This window comes from Streptomyces sp. RK62, assembly GCF_018070255.1.
GTDB lineage: Bacteria > Actinomycetota > Actinomycetes > Streptomycetales > Streptomycetaceae > Streptomyces > Streptomyces nigra.
In genome coordinates this window covers 281,187-299,218 of record NZ_JAGPYD010000001.1, presented here as the reverse complement: position 1 = coordinate 299,218, position 18,032 = coordinate 281,187, and the positions used below count along the sequence as shown (strand labels likewise).

18 protein-coding genes and 1 riboswitch are annotated in these 18,032 nt (G+C 72.0%); of the genes, 4 read left to right on the top strand and 14 right to left on the bottom strand.

All coding sequences use genetic code 11. The annotated features are described in order from the left end of the window. Positions 1 to 29 precede the first annotated feature (29 nt). The 5 genes from KBY32_RS01215 to KBY32_RS01195 form a co-directional block, all read right to left on the bottom strand. Positions 30 to 1,223, bottom strand: a complete 1,194-nt coding sequence (locus KBY32_RS01215; protein WP_210978488.1) for a glycine C-acetyltransferase — start codon at positions 1,221 to 1,223, stop codon at positions 30 to 32. Positions 1,224 to 1,243: 20 nt separating this feature from the next. After that, positions 1,244 to 2,272 (bottom strand): L-threonine 3-dehydrogenase, encoded by a 1,029-nt coding sequence (gene tdh / locus KBY32_RS01210; RefSeq protein ID WP_055619124.1) that lies wholly within the window; start codon positions 2,270 to 2,272, stop codon positions 1,244 to 1,246. 170 nt (positions 2,273 to 2,442) lie between these two features. After that, a complete protein-coding gene (locus KBY32_RS01205; RefSeq protein ID WP_210978487.1) occupies positions 2,443 to 2,817 on the bottom strand; it encodes an SgcJ/EcaC family oxidoreductase in 375 nt (124 codons plus the stop codon). Between the two features lie 33 nt (positions 2,818 to 2,850). After that, positions 2,851 to 3,564 (bottom strand): SDR family NAD(P)-dependent oxidoreductase, encoded by a 714-nt coding sequence (locus tag KBY32_RS01200; RefSeq protein WP_210978486.1) that lies wholly within the window; start codon positions 3,562 to 3,564, stop codon positions 2,851 to 2,853. 142 nt (positions 3,565 to 3,706) lie between these two features. Further along, complete coding sequence (locus KBY32_RS01195; protein WP_210978485.1) at positions 3,707 to 4,654, bottom strand: LysR family transcriptional regulator; 948 nt, start codon at positions 4,652 to 4,654, stop codon at positions 3,707 to 3,709. A 231-nt stretch (positions 4,655 to 4,885) separates the two neighbouring features. Between KBY32_RS01195 and KBY32_RS01190 the strand changes: the two genes are divergently transcribed. Continuing rightward, the gene (locus KBY32_RS01190; protein ID WP_210978484.1) at positions 4,886 to 5,515 is read left to right on the top strand and encodes a GPP34 family phosphoprotein; all 630 of its coding nucleotides are present in this window, start codon (positions 4,886 to 4,888) and stop codon (positions 5,513 to 5,515) included. A gap of 191 nt (positions 5,516 to 5,706) precedes the next feature. On the opposite strand, the gene KBY32_RS01185 is transcribed toward KBY32_RS01190, so the two are convergent. The 6 genes from KBY32_RS01185 to KBY32_RS01160 form a co-directional block, all read right to left on the bottom strand. Then, positions 5,707 to 6,306: a TetR/AcrR family transcriptional regulator gene (locus KBY32_RS01185; protein WP_210978483.1), complete on the bottom strand. Its 600-nt coding sequence runs from the start codon at positions 6,304 to 6,306 to the stop codon at positions 5,707 to 5,709. 57 nt (positions 6,307 to 6,363) lie between these two features. Beyond that, complete coding sequence (locus tag KBY32_RS01180) at positions 6,364 to 6,942, bottom strand: GAF domain-containing protein (protein ID WP_210978482.1); 579 nt, start codon at positions 6,940 to 6,942, stop codon at positions 6,364 to 6,366. A 61-nt stretch (positions 6,943 to 7,003) separates the two neighbouring features. Further along, on the bottom strand, positions 7,004 to 7,603 hold the full coding sequence (locus KBY32_RS01175) for an ATP/GTP-binding protein (RefSeq protein WP_210978481.1): 600 nt from the start codon (positions 7,601 to 7,603) through the stop codon (positions 7,004 to 7,006). Then, positions 7,581 to 7,952, bottom strand: coding sequence for a DUF742 domain-containing protein (locus KBY32_RS01170; RefSeq protein ID WP_055619132.1), 372 nt, complete (start codon positions 7,950 to 7,952; stop codon positions 7,581 to 7,583). The genes KBY32_RS01175 and KBY32_RS01170 overlap by 23 nt, the downstream gene beginning before the upstream one ends. A gap of 2 nt (positions 7,953 to 7,954) precedes the next feature. After that, entirely contained in the window at positions 7,955 to 8,389 is a 435-nt protein-coding gene (locus KBY32_RS01165) for a roadblock/LC7 domain-containing protein (protein WP_055619133.1), read from the bottom strand. A 92-nt stretch (positions 8,390 to 8,481) separates the two neighbouring features. Then, positions 8,482 to 10,764: an ATP-binding protein gene (locus KBY32_RS01160; RefSeq protein WP_210978480.1), complete on the bottom strand. Its 2,283-nt coding sequence runs from the start codon at positions 10,762 to 10,764 to the stop codon at positions 8,482 to 8,484. Positions 10,765 to 11,366: 602 nt separating this feature from the next. Between KBY32_RS01160 and KBY32_RS01155 the strand changes: the two genes are divergently transcribed. Beyond that, on the top strand, positions 11,367 to 12,056 hold the full coding sequence (locus KBY32_RS01155) for a DUF1275 family protein (RefSeq protein ID WP_308293638.1): 690 nt from the start codon (positions 11,367 to 11,369) through the stop codon (positions 12,054 to 12,056). 47 nt (positions 12,057 to 12,103) lie between these two features. On the opposite strand, the gene KBY32_RS01150 is transcribed toward KBY32_RS01155, so the two are convergent. Beyond that, entirely contained in the window at positions 12,104 to 13,297 is a 1,194-nt protein-coding gene (locus KBY32_RS01150) for an MBL fold metallo-hydrolase (RefSeq protein WP_210978479.1), read from the bottom strand. Positions 13,298 to 13,571: 274 nt separating this feature from the next. Between KBY32_RS01150 and KBY32_RS01145 the strand changes: the two genes are divergently transcribed. Together KBY32_RS01145 and KBY32_RS01140 are read left to right on the top strand one after the other, a co-directional pair. Then, positions 13,572 to 14,750 (top strand): Glu/Leu/Phe/Val dehydrogenase dimerization domain-containing protein, encoded by a 1,179-nt coding sequence (locus KBY32_RS01145; RefSeq protein ID WP_210978478.1) that lies wholly within the window; start codon positions 13,572 to 13,574, stop codon positions 14,748 to 14,750. A gap of 71 nt (positions 14,751 to 14,821) precedes the next feature. Next, positions 14,822 to 15,433: a TetR/AcrR family transcriptional regulator gene (locus tag KBY32_RS01140; RefSeq protein ID WP_210978859.1), complete on the top strand. Its 612-nt coding sequence runs from the start codon at positions 14,822 to 14,824 to the stop codon at positions 15,431 to 15,433. A gap of 66 nt (positions 15,434 to 15,499) precedes the next feature. Here the strand turns inward: KBY32_RS01140 and KBY32_RS01135 are convergent, their stop codons facing one another. Further along, the gene (locus KBY32_RS01135; RefSeq protein ID WP_210978858.1) at positions 15,500 to 16,285 is read right to left on the bottom strand and encodes an SGNH/GDSL hydrolase family protein; all 786 of its coding nucleotides are present in this window, start codon (positions 16,283 to 16,285) and stop codon (positions 15,500 to 15,502) included. 306 nt (positions 16,286 to 16,591) lie between these two features. Then, positions 16,592 to 17,512, bottom strand: coding sequence for a LysM peptidoglycan-binding domain-containing M23 family metallopeptidase (locus KBY32_RS01130; protein ID WP_055619140.1), 921 nt, complete (start codon positions 17,510 to 17,512; stop codon positions 16,592 to 16,594). Between the two features lie 4 nt (positions 17,513 to 17,516). Further along, a riboswitch (cyclic di-AMP (ydaO/yuaA leader) is annotated at positions 17,517 to 17,678 on the bottom strand. Between the last annotated feature and the right edge of the window lie 354 nt (positions 17,679 to 18,032).

Here is an 18,032-nt window from a genome sequence, read left to right as displayed (position 1 = left end):
GTCTTCCGGCGCGCACCCGCTGTCCGGCCTCAGCCCTCCAGTTCCGCGCGCGCGGAGACGAAGGCGTCGACGGCACGGTTCACGTCGTCCGTCGAGTGCGCGGCGGACAGCTGGACGCGGATCCGGGCCTGCCCCTGGGGCACGACCGGGTACGAGAAGCCGATCACGTAGACACCGCGCTCCAGCAGCAGCTCCGCCAGCCGGCCGGCCTTGGAGGCGTCGCCGATCATCACGGGCGCGATGGCGTGGTCGCCGGGGAGGATCTCGAAGCCCTCCTCGCTCATCCGGCGGCGGAACAGCTCCGTGTTCTCGCGCAGCCGCACCCGCAGGTCGTCCGCCGACTCCAGCAGGTCCAGGACCTTCAGGGAGGCCGCCGCGATCACCGGGGCGAGGGTGTTGGAGAAGAGGTACGGACGCGAGCGCTGGCGCAGCAGGGCGACGATCTCGGCGCGGGCGGCCACATAGCCGCCGGACGCGCCGCCGAGGGCCTTGCCGAGGGTGCCGGTGATGATGTCGACGCGGTCCATGACGCCGTGCAGCTCGGGGGTGCCCCGGCCGCCGGGGCCGACGAAGCCGACCGCGTGCGAGTCGTCGACCATGACCATCGCGTCGTAGCGGTCGGCGAGGTCGCAGATCTCGCGCAGCGGCGCCACATAGCCGTCCATGGAGAACACGCCATCGGTGACGATCAGCCGGCGGCGCGCGTCGGAGGCGTCCTTGAGCTGGGCTTCCAGGTCCGCCATGTCGCGGTTGGCGTAGCGGAAGCGGCGGGCCTTGGAGAGGCGGATGCCGTCGATGATGGAGGCGTGGTTGAGGGCGTCGGAGATCACCGCGTCCTCGGGGCCGAGCAGCGTCTCGAAGACACCACCGTTGGCGTCGAAGCAGGAGGAGTACAGGATCGTGTCCTCCTGGCCGAGGAACGCGGAGAGCCTGCCCTCCAGCTGCTTGTGCACCTCCTGGGTGCCGCAGATGAAGCGGACCGAGGCCATGCCGTAACCCCAGCGGTCCAGCGCCTCGTGGGCGGCGGCGATCACGTCGGGGTGGTCGGCGAGGCCGAGGTAGTTGTTGGCGCAGAAGTTGAGGACCTCGCCGGGGCGGCCGCCCGCGGTGACGTTGACGGTCGCGGACTGCGGGGTGTCGATCACCCGCTCCGGCTTGTGCAGGCCGGCGGCGCGGATCTCGTCGAGGGTGGCGCGCAGGTCGTCGCGCACGGAGTCGAACATGGGACAGGCTCCTAGGGGGGTTACGCGGTCCAGTCGAGGATGACCTTGCCGCCGCGGCCACTGGCGGCGTCGGCGAACGCCGCCTCGTGGTCGCGGTAGCCGTAGCGGCCGGTGATGACGGGGGCGAGGTCGAGGCCGCCCTCCAGCAGCACCGACATCGCGTACCAGGTCTCGAACATCTCCCGGCCGTAGATGCCCTTGATGGTGATCATCGAGGTGACGATGCGGGCCCAGTCGACCGGGAACTCCTCGGCGGGCAGGCCGAGCATGGCGATCCGGCCGCCGTGCGTCATGTTGGCGATCATGTCGCGCATCGCGACGGGGTTGCCGGACATCTCCAGGCCGATGTCGAAGCCCTCGCGCAGGCCGAGGGCGCGCTGGCCGTCGGCGATCGTGGAGCCGGCGACGTTCAGGGCGAGGCTGACGCCGATCTTGCGGGCAAGCTCCAGGCGCTCCTCGCTGACGTCGGTGATCACGACGTTGCGGGCGCCGGCGTGCCGGGCCACCGCCGCCGCCATCAGCCCGATCGGGCCGGCGCCGGTGATGAGGACGTCCTCGCCGACCAGCGGGAAGGACAGCGCGGTGTGCACGGCGTTGCCGAACGGGTCGAAGATCGCGGCGACGTCGAGGTCGACGGGGACGCGGTGCACCCACACGTTGGCGGCGGGCAGGGCGACGTACTCGGCGAAGGCGCCGTCGCGTCCGACGCCGAGACCTATGGTGGCCCGGCACAGATGGCGGCGGCCGGCCAGGCAGTTGCGGCACTTCCCGCACACCAGGTGGCCCTCGCCGCTGACCCGGTCGCCGGGCTTGATGTCGGCGACGTCCCGGCCGGTCTCCACGACCTCGCCGACGAACTCGTGGCCGACGACCAGCGGGGTGCGGATCGACTGCTGCGCCCAGCCGTCCCAGGAGCGGATGTGCAGGTCGGTGCCGCAGATGCCGGTGCGCAGCACCTTGATCAGTACGTCGCCGGGCCCGATGGAGGGCTCCGGGACGTCCGTGAGCCAGAGTCCGGGCTCCGCCTTCTCCTTGACCAGCGCCTTCACGCGACGGCTCCTGAGGGTGAGTCCCGGACGCGGGCATGCCGAGAAGGCCCGGGCCCGGGAAGAGGGGTGGAATCGCGTAGCAATCTGCCGCACCGCGGCGCGCTGGTCCATCGAGGATTTCTTAAGCGGCGCCACAGCTCTTCTTCACACCCCCATGAAATTGGGTCGTCTCACTGCGCCAGGCGGGAGACCTGGTAGTGCGCGAGGTACCAGCCGTCGTCCTGCCGCCGTGCGAGGACGGCGAGCTTGACGGCGACGGGGTCGCGGTCCGTGAACGTGAACTCGACGTCCAGGTATCCGAGCACCAGGTCGTCCGCGAACCGCCGGGTCTCCAGGATCCGGTAGGCGGCGCGCATCCCCAGGGGCTGGGAGGCGTAGTACGCGGTGACCGCGTCCCTGCCCACGCCGTAGGGGTGCAGTCCCTGGAAGATCGCGTCCTCGGTGAAGACGGCGGCCACGTCCTGCGGCCGGTGGGCGTCCACGGCCGTCCGCCAGCGCTCCAGGACGTCGTGCAGGACGGTCTCGTCATCGGTGATGCTTGGCATGGTCCGATCCTTTCCCGGTGTGCCGTCTTCCGCTCAGTGACCGGCGCTCATGCCGCCGTCGACGTGCAGGATCTCGCCGGTGACGAACGGCGCCGACTCCAGGTAGAGCACGGCGTCGACGACGTCGCTCACCTCGCCCATATGGCCGACCGGGTGCAGGGCGGAGAGGAACTCGTGCGTCTCCTCCGGGTGCATCGGCGTCTTGATGGTGCCGGGCGACACGGCGTTGAAACGGATGCCGCGGGTCGCGTACTCCACGGCGAGGGACTTGGTGGCGGCCTGGATGCCGCCCTTGCTCAGCGAGGCCAGGACGGACGGGACGCGGGAGTCGGCGTTGTCGACCAGGCTGGTGGTGATGCTGACGACGTGCCCGCCGCCCTGGGCCAGCAGATGGGGTACGACCCGCTGAGTGAGGTGGAAGACGCCGTCGAGGTTGATGCCGGTCACCGCGATGTAGTCCTCGTCGGTGTAGTCCGTGAACGGCTTGGCGACGAAGATGCCCGCGTTGTTCACCACGGTGTCGATCCGGCCGAACCGCTCCAGGGCGGCCGTCACGACCCGCTCCGCCGTGGCCGGGTCGGCGATGTCGCCCCGTACGGTCACGATGTCGGCGTCGCCGGACGGTTCGATCGTGCGGGAGGTGGCGACGACCGCGTAGCCGAGCTTGCGGTAGCCGTCGACGAGGGCGGCTCCGATGCCCTGCGAGGCGCCGGTGACGATCGCGACCTTCTGGTTGCCTGCGCTCATGATGGGGACCTTCCGGGGTGGTGACCGATCGCTAGCCGACCGGTCGACTATTTGCCTGTGTCTGGAGGGTAGGACGGACGGGCGGCCACGTCAAAGGATCGGAGGGGGTTTCCCGGGACCTGTTCCCTCCCGCCTGGGAGGCTCAGGCTCCCAGTGCAGGCCGGCCGGGGAGCGCGTGCGGATCGTTGCCGGGCAGCCAGGCGTCCGGGGCGTGGACGCCGAGGTCCCCGACCCCCTCGCTCAGGGCGTCCACCACACCCAGGACCCCGGGGCGGACCTCGTTCTCCCGCCACACCAAGGACCACGTCCAGTAGACCTTCGGCCCGACGACCTCACGGCGGACCAGATCGGACGGCAGCGGATCGGTCTGCCCCTTGGGCGAGTTCAGCACCGGCCGGGTGCACCGGCGTACGTGGTCGAAGAAGGCGGGCCCGGTGATCGCCCCGTCCGCGATGCGCACCGCCCGGGCCCCGACCTCTTGCGTCAGCCGCTCGGCGTACGCGTTCCACGAGGCCCAGGACGTGAGGTCGTCGTCGATGAGGACATCGATGTCCCCGGCCGCCACCGCGCCGGTGTCCGTCCCCTTGGCCACGGCGTAGAGCCGGTCGGCGCCGAGGAGCCGGGCCCGCAGCCCCAGCCGTTCGAGGTCCTCGGCCGGCGCCCAGCACACGGCCAGGTCCAGGCTGCCGTCGGCGACCCGGGCCGCCTGGGTGTGCGAGGGCGCCACCCACGCGTCGATGTGCAACCGGGCGACCGGGGCGGTGCGCACGGTCAGGTCCGGCGGGATCCAGTTGACGTACCCGAGCCGCACCGACTCCGAGCCGGACAGCCGCCCGGCCCGGCGCTTCAGCTCGTCGGCGCGCTCCAGCAGGTCGCGGGTCGGCGGCAGCAGCGCGGCACCCGCCGGGGTGAGGGAGACGGAACGCCGGTCCCGGTCGAACAGGCGCACCCCGAGGTCCCGTTCGAGCGCCTTGATCTGCTGGGAGAGGGAGGGCCCCGCGATCAGCAGACGCTCGGCGGCCCGCCCGAAGTTCAGTTCCTCGGCGACGGCGACGAAGTACCGCAGCTGACGCAGCTCCACGCCGGTCATGCTACGCGGGCCGGGCGCTGCAGGGCCTACGAGGCTGTGCCTCCGAATAGCGAGGATGCCGGTAGTGGCGGCGACGCCGGTGAGTGCCCATGCTGGAAACGGCCGGCCCCTCGCACAAGGCCCCGTCATCCCCCGATCCCGGCGACAATCGAACGCAGGACACCCGGATCGCGGTGCCGGGCAGCACGCCCTCGCACCCCGGCCGGCCGACCGACCGACCAGGAGCCGCTCATGAACACCGCACGGGACCTCGCGATCGTCGCCCTGGACCTGGCGCAGGACCAGCGCGTGGAACAGGGCGAGCTGTCCCTGGCGCTGGCGGCGGCCGAGGTGTTCGACCTCCTCGACGCCGGGGCCCTGACCCTCGTCGAGGACCGGATCACCCCGAACGCGCAGGCCCCCACCGGTGACCGGCTGCTGGACGAGGCGGCCACCGCGCTCGTACGGCAGGAACCGTACGAGTCGGTCGAGGACTGGCTGTGGCGCCGGGGGCGTGGTCTGTCCGCCGCCTATGTCGCGGACCTGGAGCAGGCAGGGACCCGCCCCCGAGGCCCCCGTTTCTCGCTGCGCGCCGCGCCGGCGGCGCCCGTCGACGCGGCGGCCCGGCAGCGGGCGGAGGAGCGCTGGACGTCGCACGAGCCGCTGCTCACCGCCCTGGGCGCCGCCGCCGGAGTCGGCCTGGATGAGAAGGACGACACGGAGGACACGGACGGCACGGAGGACGGGTCGGAGGCCCTCACCGACGACACGGCCGCGACGGTGCTGGCCGCGCTCGGCAACGCGGTGATGGAGCTGGAGGCCGTACGCCAGCGGCGGGCGATCGAGGACGCAGCCTTCGACAACGTGTGGCGGGGGTTCTAGGGGGTGTCTGACAATTCCCGCCGTCCGCCCCGGAGGGGCGGGCCTCGCGGTGTCTGGTGCGTGCGGTCGCAAGGCGCCGGAGCGCCCTCGTGGCGGAGTCACGTGGGCGTTTCGGCAACGCGGCGAGCGTGCGTGCCAGACACCGCGAGGCAGGTGGGAATTGTCAGACACCCCCTAGGGCGGGTAGTGCCTTAGACCGACCGTGCTCCCAACATGGCCCGGCAGTTGTCCCACAGGGGGCTCAGCCGGGCCGTGTCGTTGTAGAGCTTCGCGAACATGACCTGGCCCTCCAGCTGGGCCACCACACCACGGGCCGCCACATGGGTGTCCGCCACACTGATGTCGCCGCGCCGTCCGGCCTCGCGGACGACCGTCTCGACCATCTCCACCTGGGCGTCGAAGATCTCCTGGAGCCGGGCGCGTACCGCCTCGGTCTGGTTGCTCAGCTCGAGCGTGAGGTTGCCGAACAGGCACCCGGAGACCGTGCCGCACCCCTCCTGCACCGCCCGCTGCCCGGCCTCGGTCTCCTCGAAGAGCAGCCGCAGCCGCTCCAGCGGCTCGGCGTCGCTCTCCAGGACCCGCGCCCAGGCCCGGCGCTGCGCCGCCCAGTGTTCGTCCACGACGGCGAGGGCCAGGGACTCCTTGGACTCGAAGAAGTAGTAGAAGCTGCCCTTGGGTACCCCTGCGGCCTTGCAGATCTCGGCCACGCCCAGCGCCGAGTAACCGCGCCCCTCGATGAGCGAGCGCGCGGCGGCGAGGATCTTCTGCTTGGCGTCACTGGTGCGTCCCATAGGGGCAGTGTACGGCGATACTAGACCGGTCGGCTAAAATGTGTGCGGCGACCCGTCTCACAGCAGGGGCAGTCCGTCCGCCTGCCGTCGCTCCAGCCGCGTCACCAGGTCCACCGCCGACGCCTTGATGGTCTCCAGCCCGGCCTTCCCCCAGGGCCGCGGATCCATGTCGACGACACACACGGTGCCGAGCACCATGCCCGTGGAGTCGATCAGCGGCGCCCCCAGATAGGAGCGGACTCCGAACTCGTCGACGATCGGGTTCCCGGCGAACCGGGGGTAGTCGCGGACGTCCTCCAGCACCAGTGCCTTGCGGCGCACGACCACATGGGGGCAGAACCCATGGTCGCGCCCCATACTCCGGCCGAGCTGCGGCTTGCTGTCACCGGCCCGCGCGAGACTCACGGCGGGCCGCACATGCAGCCCGGCGAAGAACTGCTGGCTCTCGCCGACGAAGTTCACCATGGCGTACGGCGCCCCGGTGAGCTCGGCCAGATGGCCCGCGAACACGTCCAGGGCCGGATCGGGCTGGTCCCCGAGGCCCATGTGGAGCAGCCGCTGTGCGCGGGCGGGGGCCTCCTTGTCCTCCGGGGTGAGCAGCAGGCGGGCGACCGGGTGTGGTGGGCCGTAGCTCATGGGCGGATTCCGTCGCTGTGGACGCGGGTCATATGCGGCTCCGTGCGGGTGTGTGCGGATGTCACCTGTGGGCGCCGTGGCTCGGTGCGTGGGCCGGCGCGTGGGCGAGGAGGTGCCGGACCAGGGTCAGCAGGGTCTGGACACCCGAACTGGAGATCCGGGCGTCGCAGCGGACGATCGGGATCTCCGGGTCGAGGTCGATGGCGGCCCGGACCTCCTCCGGGTCATAGCGGTAGCCGCCGTCGAACTCGTTGACGGCGACGATGAATCCCAGGCCGCGCTGCTCGAAGAAGTCCACGGCGGCGAAGCAGTCCTCCAGGCGCCGGGTGTCGGCGAGGATGACCGCGCCGAGCGCGCCCTCGGAGAGCTCGTCCCACATGAACCAGAAGCGCTCCTGTCCGGGTGTGCCGAAGAGGTACAGGACGTGTTCGGGGTCGAGGGTGATGCGGCCGAAGTCCATCGCGACCGTCGTCTCGACCTTGTTCTCCACGCCCTCCAGGTTGTCGGTCGCGGCACTGACGGTGGTGAGCAGCTCCTCTGTGCTGAGCGGCGCGATCTCGCTCACCGCGCCGACGAAGGTCGTCTTGCCTGCCCCGAACCCTCCCGCCACCAGGATTTTCAACGCGGTGGGGAACGGATCAGAGCTGTCGTCGTAGTCCATCGAGCACTGCCTCCAGAAGAGCCCGGTCTGTCGGGTTGTGGTGGAACTCGGGGGGCTTGGTGGTGAGCGCCCCGCAGTCGACGAGGTCCGACAGCAGCACCTTGGTGACCGCCGCCGGCAGCTTCAGGTGGGCGGCGACCTCGGCGATCGAGACCGGGGCGCGGCACAGGTCGAGGGCCTGTTCGTGCTCGGGGCCCAGATAGCCGAGGGGGGTCGCCCCGGTGGCCATGACCTGTGACATGAGGTCGAGCGCGACGGTGGGCCGGGTGCGGCCGTTGCTGACCGTGAACGGGCGCACCAGCCGTCCGGCCGCGTCGTCGAGCCAGGGCCCGTCGCCGGCCGCCGTCACGTTCAAGGCCTCAGCGCCGAAGGGTCGACAGCATGCTGTCGGGGTGCGGTGACCAGGTACGGGCGGACGCTCTTGACGAGCATCGCCATCTCGTAGCCCAGGACCGCCGCGTCGGCCTCCCGGCCGGCCAGGACGGCGAGACAGGTGCCGGAGCCGGCCGTGGTGACGAACAGCAGCGCGGAGTCGAGCTCGACGACGACCTGACGCACGTCACCGCCGTCTCCGAAGCGGATGCCGGCGCTGCGGCCGAGGGAGTACAGGCCGGAGGCCAGGGCCGCCATGTGGTCGGCGCTGTCCGGGTCGAGCCCGTGCACCGATTTCACGAGCCCGTCGCAGGACAGCAGCACCGCGCTGGTGGTGTGCGGCACGCGCTGCACGAGGCCGCTCATCAGCCAGTCGAGGTCGGAGACATGGGCGGTCGGCGCTTCGCTCGCCATGATGGATCGACTCCTTGAGGTACGAAGGTCTGCGGGAGCGCTGGGTGCGGGGGTGGGGATCCGGGCGGAGGCCGGGTGGGTCAGGGACGTGGTCATCCGGCCGGTGCGCTCCCGTCGGGCCAAGTGGGCTGGTCGGTTCCGGACGCCTGTCCGGGGCCGGCCTCGGCCGTCGGGGCCGGGCCGGTGGGTGACGTGCCTGTGTCCCTGGAGGACGGGCCGAGGGGCGAGGCACCCATGGGTGGGACGCCCATGGAGGGAACGTCCAGGGACGGGACGTTCAGGGACGGGACGTTCAGGGAGGAGGCGCCGCCCATGGCGAACGCGTCCCTGGGGGACGTCTCTGCGGGGGACGCGTCCGTGGGTGACGCATCCATGGGTGATGACCCCATAGGCGTTGGACCCATAGGTGATGCGCCCAGAGGTGACGCACCCATGGGGGACGCGTCCAGGGACGGCAGGCTGGTCATGTGGCGCACCTCTGTGTGGCGTGCACCTGTGTGGCCTGCACCTGTGTGGTGCGCATCCAGCGGTGCCGGGGCCGGGTCGGCGCCCAAGGCGTCGGCAACCACGTGGTGGCCGGAATCCATGTGACCCGCCGACATGTGGCTGCCGGACGTGTGCGTCGACTCCATGTGCTGCTGGGTCTCCGCGAGTCCGATACCGCGCTGGAACGCCGCCATCAGCCCCGGGTCATGCCCGGCGACCTGGTCGGACTCCTGACGTGCCACCGGACCGTCCCGCAACTGCGGCGCGATGTGCTCCTGGGCGCGGCGCCGGGGCAGTTGGGGCTTGCCCATGGTGCCGCGCACGGCACCGCCGCGCGGGGTGAGCGGGGAGACGCTGTTCTCGGCGAGCTGCCTGCGGTCCTCGGCGCTGATGCCGGGCACCGCCTCCGCCGGGTTGGCCCGCTCCCGGTGTGTGCCGCGCACGGGCAGCGGCGGACCGTCGCCCTTGGCCGGCGCGGGGACCGTGGTCCGTGTCCCGCCCGCGGCCGTGTCCGGAGCGGGCCGCCGGTGCTGCGGTGACCGCTGCGCCGCCCGCAGCCCAGCCTGCTGCGCCGGTACGGGTGCCGGGGTGGCGGTCCCCGCGGGCGGGGTCGGCGGCCCCTGCACCTCCCGCGTCCGGGGCTGGGGTTCCTGGCCCCGGGGCGCGCCCACGGGGCCGCCGGGTTCCGTGCCCAGTAGTCCCTGCGGCACCACGAGGACGGCTTGCACCCCGCCGTAGATGTTGGTCTGCAGCCGCACATGGATGCCGTGCCGCTTGGCGAGCTGCGACACGACGAACAGGCCGATGCGCCCGTCCGACAGCAGGCTGGCGACGTTGACCTGGTCGGGGTCGGCGAGCAGGGCGTTCATCCGGGCCTGTTCGCCGACGGGCATGCCGAGCCCGCGGTCCTCGACCTCGACGGCCAGTCCGGACGTCACCAGGTTGGCGCGCAGCAGCACTTGGGTGTGCGGGGCCGAGAACACCGTGGCGTTCTCGACCAGTTCGGCCAGCAGGTGGATGACGTCGGCGACGGCGTGCCCGCGCAGTGTGCCGTCGATGGGCGGCACGAGTTTGACCCGGGAGTACTGCTCGACCTCGGCGATGGCCGAGCGCAGCACCTCGGTCATCGGAACGGGGTTGCTCCACTGGCGCCGGGAGACGGCGCCGCCGAGCACGGCGAGGTTCTCGGCGTGCCGCCGGATGCGGGTGGCGAGGTGGTCGACGTGGAAGAGCCCCTTGAGCAGGTCGGGGTCCTCCATCTCGTTCTCCAGCTCGTCGAGGATGGAGATCTCCCGGTGCACGAGGGACTGCAGGCGCCGGGCGAGATTGACGAAGACCTCGAGCTTCTGTTCGCTGCCCGCCTGGCTCGACAGCTGGGAGGCCTGGACGACGGCCTGGATCGCCCCGTCGTGGGCGCGGGCGAGATCGGCGGCGAGGAGGTCGAAGTCGTCGGCGTCGTCGGGCGGTCCGCCGCGCGGCTTGCGCTGCGGGGGCCCGTCGCCGCGCCGCAACGCCTCGACGAGGGCGCGCAGTTCGGCCTCGCCCCGGGCGCTGGCGCGGCGCAGGGCGCCGATGCGCCGGCTCACGGTCCGGGCGGCGCGGTCGGCGGCGACGGCCGCGATGACGATGCCCGCCAGGGTCACCGACAGCGCGCCCGCCAGGACGGTCCACAGGACGGGGGTCGGCTGGGCTCCGGTAGAGCGCACGACGAACAGCACGGCGGCACTGGCGCTCAGCGACACCGCCACGGGTGGCAGGACGGCCAGGCGCAGGAGTTGGGGCCGTATCTGGGTCTCGGGCAGCGCGGGTGCGGGACGGGCGGCGGGGCGCCCGTGCCTCCCGCCCTCACGGCGGTCAGCGCGTGTGGCCGGGGCGCGGAGTTGAGACATCGGGGTCCTCGTATAGGTCCGTCGGTCGGGGGCCTGGGGGTGCACGCGGTCTGCGCGGCCCGGGGCATGCGCCTTCTCGGTGCCGGTCGACGGAACCGAGGGAACTCGGCTGCGTGTCGCCCGACGGACACTCACAGTAGTCGCCTCCGCATCATGTGCGGTGGGCAGTTGACAAACTCCCGCAGACGGCGTCCCGCTCTGGTATGAGGGCTCGTACGACAGACCGATAACCGGTCACCGAACTCGCCCTGGTTGCGCCCCCGATCGATCAGACCTGGTCAGAAGCGGTCGTCACCAGCGAAGGCGCACGACAGCCCGCGTCCACGACGTCCCGGCCAAAGTCAGCACCTCCGCACCCACGACGACCTCCCCGGAAGCGTCGAGGCACCCGGCACACCGACCGCGCGCCCCCCAGAGCGTTACCGACCGTAGCGGCGCACACCGTGATCCGAGCGCCCCCGAACACGTTCACGCGCCCGGCGCAATCCTCAGCGGTGCGCCTCTCGCCGCCTCATGCCAACGTGGAGAAAAGCGTCTCGGAAGGGTGATCGATGAGCTTCTCCGACCGACCGACGGCTTCTCCGACGAGAGCAGCCTGACTCGTGCGGTCGACCCCGCCCCCGACGCCGACCGCAGCTCCGACCACCCGTCTGTCCGTCATGGTCGTGCTGCTGTCCTTCGCCACGGGAGCCGCCGACGCGTTCGCGTTCAGCGAGCTCGGGGGCGTGTTCACCGCCAACATGACCGGCAGCGTCATCCTGTCGGGCCTGACGGGCCGGCCGGGATACGGCGCCCTGATCGCGGGGGCGGGCACCGCACTGGGCGCCTTCCTGATCGGCGTGTACCTGGCCTCCAGCGCGACGCCGAAGCGCCCCGGCACAAGCTGGCGCCGGATCAGGTCCGTGCTGCTGGCCGTGGTGGCGCTCGACCTCGTGGTGGTGGTTCTCAGATCGGTGCACTCGACACCGGGCACCACGCTCCGGCTGCTGATGCTCGCGACGGCCGCGGGGGCGATGGGTGCTCAGACCGCCGCAGCCAAACGGTCGGTGCACGGCGCCGGAGTGACCACGACCTATGTCACCGGCACCCTGACCAGCCTGGCCCAGGACGCGGCGGACGGCAGCCGTCGGTATGCGGGCGTTCGCGTGGCCGTGGTGGTGACGCTGGTCCTGGGCGCCATGACGGCGTCCGGTGCCATGGCGATCGACGCCCGCCTGGGCCCGGTCGTGGCGGCGGTCAGCACCGCCGTCGCGATCCTGGCGCTGCCCAGGGCAGGGAGCCCCATGCCCTGACGACCGTCCGCCCACCCCCACCCGGGTCGTGTCGGGTCAGGCCACCGTCAGCGCTCGCCGGCCAGGTCGAGATCGCCCTTCGCCGTCGTGGACCCGCCCTCGGTGCTCCGCGGAGTCTCCCAGGTGCGCGGGACCCGGCCCGACACCGTCCGCCACCACGCCTCGACCGGCACATCCCCCGCCGGCTCGAACGGCTGACCGGGCCGTGGGAACGCCACCGTCTGGCCGACGTCGTCACCGGCGTCCTTCATCCACTCCCCCGGCTCCGCCCACGGGTGCGGCGCGAGGTTGAACGTCCCCCAGTGGATGGGCAGCAGCACCCCGCCCGGGACGCCCTTCTGCAGATCCAGATGGGTCCGCACGCCCTGTGCGGGCGTCATATGGATGTCCGGCCAGAAGTCGGAATAGGCCCCGACCTGGATCATCGTGGCGTCGAACGGCCCGTGCGCGGCGCCGATGTCCTTGAAGCCGTCGAAGTAGCCGGTGTCGCCGCTGTGGTAGATCCGGTGCTCCTGCGAGGCGACCACCCAGGAGGCCCAGAGCGTGTGCTGGGTGTTGCGCAGACCACGGCCGCAGAAGTGGCGGGCCGGGGTGGCGGTGAGGGTGAGGCCGCCGATCTTCGTCGTCTCGTGCCAGTCAAGTTCGCGCAGCCGGTCGGCGGGGACGCCCCAGTGTTCGAGGTGGGCGCCGACGCCGAGCGGGACGGCGAACAGCGTGTCGGTGCCGGCCAGCGCCTTGATCGTGGGGAGGTCGAGGTGGTCGTAGTGGTCGTGCGAGATGACGACGACGTCGACCGGGCCGAGCGCGGCGAGCGGCAGCGGCGCGGGGTGCAGCCGCTTGGGCCCGGCGAACGGGAACGGTGAGCAGCGCTCGCCCCAGACGGGGTCGAAGAGCACCCGGTGGCCGTCGATCTCGGCGAGGACGCTGGAGTGCCCCATCCAGGTCAGGCGCAGTCCGGTGGCCGGCGGTTTCGCCAGGTCGGCGTAGGTGGTGGGGTGGACCGGAACAGTGCCCCTCGGCACCCGGAGGGGCCGGGTGTCCTTGTCGAAGAAGACCTTGGCGAACTCCAGCATCGAGCCGGACGGTCTGGTCCGCGCGGCTCCTCCTGGGTTCTGGAACAATCCGTCGCCGAAGTGCGGCGATCTGCGGATGCGCTCCATGCGCTCACCGCTGGGGTCCACGCCGAACGCCGTGGGCCGCAGGACGTTCAGCCCGGCGCTCGGGAAGCGGGAACCGGCCACGGTACCTCCAGATGGAGTCGGTGAGGCTTCCATTATGGGCGGCCCCACCGACAGTCCCCGGCGGTGCGGGCCGACAGCCCCTGTCCTTGCGAACGCCGGGTCCGCGATGTTCGTTCCCGTGTCCCGGTGAGTGCGCGTGCCGTTCCCGTTGACATGTCCGTGCCTTCCTCGTGATACTGACCCGTCGTTCAGGAGCGATGCGGCTCTCCCGGCCCGGGCGCCTCCGCCACCTCGCGGACGACCGCCCCAGCCCTCGCCGACCCCGGAGTTCCGCATGCCCTCGCCCTTCCTGTCGCTCACCTGGACCGACGACGTCACGGGCCGCCAGGGCTTCCTGGTCGTGGACCGGCTGGTGCGCGGCGTCTCCAGCGGCGGGCTGCGCATGCGGCCGGGCTGCACGCTGGAGGAGATCGCGGGGCTGGCCGCGGGCATGACGCTCAAGGAGGCGCTGCACTACGACCCGGACGCCCGTTACGTCCCGCTGGGCGGCGCCAAGGGCGGTATCGACTGCGATCCGCGGGACCCGGAGGCGTACGGGGTCCTGGTGCGCTACCTGCGGGCGATGCGGCCGTACATCGAGACCATGTGGACCACGGGCGAGGACCTGGGGCTCAGCCAGGACGTGGTGGACCGGGCCGCCCGCGAGGTCGGGCTCGTCTCGTCCGTGCAGGCGGTCTATCCGCTGCTGGACGACGAGGCGGCGGCCCGCCGTCGGCTTGCGGAGGCCTTCGAGGTGGGCGTCGACGGCATCGGGCTCGACGAGCTGGTGGGCGGCTGCGGCGTGGCCGAGTCGGTGCTCACCGCACTGGACCGGGCCGGGGCGCCGCGCTGGCGGACCCGTGTCGCACTGCAGGGCCTGGGCACGATGGGCGGGGCGACGGCGCGGTTCCTCGCGCGCGCGGGGCTCACCGTGGTGGCCGTCGCCGACATCAAGGGGACCGTCGCCAACCCCGCGGGTCTCGACGTCGAGGCGCTGCTGGCGGCGCGGGACGCCTACGGGACGGTGGACCGCGCGGCGCTGCGCCCCGGGGACCGTGAGCTGCCGGGGGACGCCTGGCTGGCGACGGAGGCGGAGGTGCTGGTGCCGGCGGCCGTGTCGTACGCGGTGGACACCGCCAACCAGGGGCGGATCACCGCCCGCTGGATCGCGGAGGCCGCGAACATGCCCGTCCGTCCGGAGGCGGAGGCGCTCCTGGCCGCGCGCGGCGTCACCGTGCTGCCGGACGTCGTCGTCAACTCCGCCACGAACGCCTGGTGGTGGTGGACGCTGTTCGGGGACATCGGCCCGGACGCGGAGGAGGCTTTCGCGTACACGCGGCGCGCCATGCGGGCGCTGACCGACCTGACGCTGGCCCGCGCGGAGGCCGACGGGACGACACCGAGGGCCGCCGCCCACGCGCTGGCCGCCGACCGGCTCCCGGTGATCGCCGAACGGTTCGGCCGGCACCACTGACCTCCGGGCGACCGGAGGCCACGGGCCGGGTCGGCGCGGGCCGTTAGGGTGACGGCGTGGCGAGGGCGAGAGTGCGGTTGAGCGTGGCGGAGCGGCGGACGGACCTGCTGCGGGCCGCCGTGGAGCAGATAGAGGCGCGGGGCGTGGCGGCGGTCAGGATCGCCGACGTGGCCTCGGCGCTCGGGGTGAGCAACGCCCTGGTGCTCTATCACTTCGACACCAAGGAGAAGCTGGTCGCCGCCGCGTTCGCCCACGCGGCCGAGGGCGACCTGGCGCGGCTGCGCGGCATCCTGGGCCGCCGTACGACGGCGGTACGGCGGCTGCGGGCGGCCGTGCGCTGGTACGCGCCGACCGGCCAGGCCAAGGGCTGGCGGCTGTGGATCGAGGGCTGGGCGGCCGCGTTGCGCGAGCCCGCCCTGCGGGAGGTCACCCGTGAGCTGGACCGGCAGTGGAAGAGCGCCCTCGCCGGGGTCCTCGCCGAGGGTGCGGAGGCGGGCGAGTTCGCGTGCCCGGACCCGGCGGCCGCCGCGCTGCGCCTGAGCGCCCTCCTGGACGGGCTCGCCGTCCAGCTGACGTCGTACCCCGGGTCGCTGTCCCGCGCGCGGGCGCAGGAGTGGGTGGACGAGGCGCTGGCCCGGGAACTGGGCCTGGACCGGACGGCGTTGACGGCCTCGCCGCGCTGAGCGGCCGCCGCCCGCGACCGGCAGGGTCCCCGGGCGGCACCGCGCTCCCCCGTCCGTCCCCCCGGGTCAGGCCACCGATTCGATCCGCATCTTGATGTCGTACGCCGAGAGCGCGCCCTTGGCCGTCACATGGTCGCCGGACGACTGGCCGCGCAGCCGCCGTCCGATCCACGGCACCAGGTACTCGCGCGCCCACTGGACGTCGTCGCGGCGGATCTCCAGCGTCCCCCGGGGCGGCAGCGGCGGCCAGGGCTGGTCCGGGTCGGCCGGGATCTCCAGGCCCAGGACCTGGCCCGCGCGCAGCGCCACGCGCGTGTGCCCCTCGGGAGAGAGGTGGAGCCGGTCGCTGTCCCAGGCCCGGCGGTCCTGGACGGTCCTCAGGGACCACAGGTCGAGCACCGGGCAGCCGTAGCGGTCGGCGATGGCGCGGACGTGCCCGTTGTAGGTGGCGATCTTGCCGCGCAGGTGCTTCAGCACGGGGACGCCACGGGTGTCGAAGCCGGTCGTCACCATCACGGTGCCGGCGGCCGAGGTGAGCCGGACGACGGCCCGCTCGAACCGTTCGGCGACCTCGTCGGGGTCGGTGCCGGGCCGCAGGATGTCGTTGCCGCCCGCGCAGAACGACACCAGGTCCGGGGCGAGTTCGACGGCCTTGGGGACCTGTTCCGCCACGATCTGGTCCAGCAGTCGCCCGCGCACGGCGAGGTTGGCGTACCGGAAGTCGCCCTCGGGGCGCCGGTCGGCCAGAAGGACCGCGAACCGGTCGGCCCAGCCGACGAACGACCCGTCGGGGCCGGGGTCGCCGACGCCCTCGGTGAAGCTGTCCCCCACCGCGACGTACGACCCGATCACTGCTCTGCTGTCACTCTTCGAATCGTCTGTCACGTCGGGACATGATTCACCTTCCGATGTGACCTACGCGACCGTAGGAAGGGGTTGACGAGCGGTGAGATAAGCCACTGCCAAAGCCTTCGCCAAGTCCGGAATACGGCTCCGGACAGGGGCGTTGACCGCCGAAACGCTCGCGCGTGCGCCCGCGGGCGCACGACGACGACAGGCCGAAGGCCGGACCCGGGGGTGGGGTCCGGCCTTCGGCGTGCGTGTCAGGCAGGTGGTGCGCATGCGTGTCAGGGAGGTGGTGCGCGCCGTGTGCGGGGGTCAGCCGATGGCGACGCCCTTGGAGCGGAGGTAGGCCACCGGGTCCACGTCGGAGCCGTAGCCCGGCGCGGTGCGGATCTCGAAGTGCAGGTGCGGGCCGGTCACGTTGCCGGTCGCGCCGGAGAGGCCGATCTGCTGGCCCGCGGTCACCGTCTGGCCGCTGGAGACGGACAGCGAGGACAGGTGGGCGTACTGGGCGTAGTAGCCGTCGGCGAGCCGGATGACGACCTGGTTGCCGTAGGCGCCGCCCCAGCCGGCGGAGACGACGGTGCCGGCGCCGACCGCCTTCAGGGGGGTGCCGGTGGGGGCGGAGAAGTCCACACCGGTGTGGTAGCCGCTGGACCACATGCTGCCCGCGACCTTGTACGAGGTGCCGACGGCGGCGGCGGAGACCGGGGCGCTGAAGCCGTTGACGGTGCTCGCCTCGTCGGCGCTCTGGGCGGCCGGGGCGGCCTTCTGCGGCGCGGCGGGCTTGGCGGCGGGCTTCGCCGAGGACTTCGACGCGGACGGGGCCGGGGCGGACGCCTTCGGGGCGGCGCTCTCGGCCTTGGTGCCGATCGACAGCTTCAGACCCGGGTGGATGAGCGACGGGTCGGCGCCGACGGCCTCGCGGTTGTCGGCGTAGAGCTTCTTCCAGCCGCCGCGGACGTCCTGCTGGTCGGCGATCTTCGCGAGGTAGTCGCCGCGCTTCACCTCGTAGGTGCGCGTCTTCTGGGCGGAGGTCTTCTGCGCCGGCGCCTTCTTGGCCGCGACCTGGACGGACTGGACCGCCTTCTCCGGGACGGACTGGCCGGTCGCGGCGTTTGCGCCGGTGGCCCCGATCAGCGGCAGCGCGAGAGCGGCGCCACCGGTTCCGGCGACGGCGATCGTCCGGGTGAAGCGCAGGGACTTGGGACGGCGGTGCTTACCCTTCGCGGGCATGACGAATTCCTCTCCGGCGCCTACGAGGTGAGCTGTCGGGTGCGGGCTGGAGATGCCCGGTCGCGTCGGGACGCGACTTGACCCCAAGCCTGTTCCGGAGACCGGAACAGGCGAAGTACCTGTGGGTCCCCCGCTCCTGCCGTGTACGGGTGGGTGTGCGCGGATTCCGGTCGGCGGCAGGATTAGGCGTCCGTCCGGATTGGTGGCGAACGTAAGCGAGAGAGACGCAAGGGAACAAGTGAGGGGTTCCGCCCGAATGCGCTCACCTTGATCCCTTACGGCATTCAACGGTCACCCTGCGTGCATTTCGAAGGGGCCTGATTGCTCGAAGTCCCGGGAAAAGCATGATGATTACGTGGACATGACGGGCGACACACCGTCACGGATATGACGCTCCTCACGTGACGCTGCTCCAGCTTTCCTTATTACGGAGCGAGTTGGAATGAAGGCATCAATTCGGACAGAAACCCTAGATGCGACGCCGGTGGATATCCGACCCATTGAACCTTCCCGTCGATTC

Bases quoted from the DNA above. Each gene is read 5' to 3' on its own strand.
- KBY32_RS01200 (WP_210978486.1), bottom strand. From the start codon at position 3,564: ATGAGCGCAGGCAACCAGAAGGTCGCGATCGTCACCGGCGCCTCGCAG.
- KBY32_RS01160 (WP_210978480.1), bottom strand. From the start codon at position 10,764: ATGTCTCAACTCCGCGCCCCGGCCACACGCGCTGACCGCCGTGAGGGC.
- KBY32_RS01165 (WP_055619133.1), bottom strand. From the start codon at position 8,389: ATGGCGAGCGAAGCGCCGACCGCCCATGTCTCCGACCTCGACTGGCTG.
- KBY32_RS01190 (WP_210978484.1), top strand. From the start codon at position 4,886: ATGAACACCGCACGGGACCTCGCGATCGTCGCCCTGGACCTGGCGCAG.
- KBY32_RS01180 (WP_210978482.1), bottom strand. From the start codon at position 6,942: ATGAGCTACGGCCCACCACACCCGGTCGCCCGCCTGCTGCTCACCCCG.
- KBY32_RS01215 (WP_210978488.1), bottom strand. From the start codon at position 1,223: ATGTTCGACTCCGTGCGCGACGACCTGCGCGCCACCCTCGACGAGATC.
- KBY32_RS01185 (WP_210978483.1), bottom strand. From the start codon at position 6,306: ATGGGACGCACCAGTGACGCCAAGCAGAAGATCCTCGCCGCCGCGCGC.
- KBY32_RS01175 (WP_210978481.1), bottom strand. From the start codon at position 7,603: ATGGACTACGACGACAGCTCTGATCCGTTCCCCACCGCGTTGAAAATC.
- KBY32_RS01130 (WP_055619140.1), bottom strand. From the start codon at position 17,512: ATGCCCGCGAAGGGTAAGCACCGCCGTCCCAAGTCCCTGCGCTTCACC.
- KBY32_RS01145 (WP_210978478.1), top strand. From the start codon at position 13,572: ATGCCCTCGCCCTTCCTGTCGCTCACCTGGACCGACGACGTCACGGGC.
- KBY32_RS01195 (WP_210978485.1), bottom strand. From the start codon at position 4,654: ATGACCGGCGTGGAGCTGCGTCAGCTGCGGTACTTCGTCGCCGTCGCC.
- KBY32_RS01205 (WP_210978487.1), bottom strand. From the start codon at position 2,817: ATGCCAAGCATCACCGATGACGAGACCGTCCTGCACGACGTCCTGGAG.